The organism is Phormidium sp. CCY1219 (assembly GCF_055795085.1).
The window spans coordinates 1-562 of sequence record NZ_JAYFEQ010000853.1 but is presented as its reverse complement, the minus strand read 5'-3'; the positions used below and the strand labels follow the sequence as shown (position 1 = coordinate 562).

The following is a 562-nucleotide window of genomic DNA, read 5'->3' as shown; positions in this document are numbered from 1 at the left end:
CTGCGGGAAAAAATGCGAGAATATATTGACAATGGCGTGCGGTTGTGCTGGCTAATTGACCCCCTGGAGAAACAGGTGGAAATTTATCGTCCCGGACGAGAAGTCGTAGTCTTGCACTCTCCCGAAACCCTAGAGGGAGAAGATGTGCTGCCCGGATTTGTGTTGGATTTGAATAAGGTTGGGTAGTCTTAATTATACCATTTTATTCAACAAAACTCAACTGACGATTTGTGGTTTAATCAAAACAGTTAAAATCGAAAAATATGACTATCATTGAGTTAAATATTCCCCATCTAAACCGCGAAGGATTTGAGAAACTCTGTCAAGCAAATCGGGACTTAAAGCTGGAACGAAATGCGTCCGGAGAAGTGATAATTATGCCACCGACAACCCCCTGGACGGGACATCAAAATTTTGGCCTTATCGTTCAACTCGGTCTCTGGATTGAAACAACCGGATTGGGAAAAGGGTTTGACTCCTCCACAGGTTTTACGTTACCCAATGGTGCGGTGCGATCGCCCGATGTCAGTTGGGTAAGTAACGAGCGCTGGGAGGGGTTAAA

Annotated in this window: 2 protein-coding genes; both read left to right on the top strand. The window is 45.0% G+C overall.

From position 1 onward, the window contains the following. On the top strand, window positions 1–186 hold a 186-nt coding region (locus AC0QH1_RS27140; protein ID WP_324634585.1), incomplete at its 5' end, for a Uma2 family endonuclease. 77 nt (window positions 187–263) lie between these two features. After that, window positions 264–562: Uma2 family endonuclease (locus tag AC0QH1_RS27135; RefSeq protein WP_324634584.1), on the top strand; the 299-nt coding region annotated here is incomplete at its 3' end.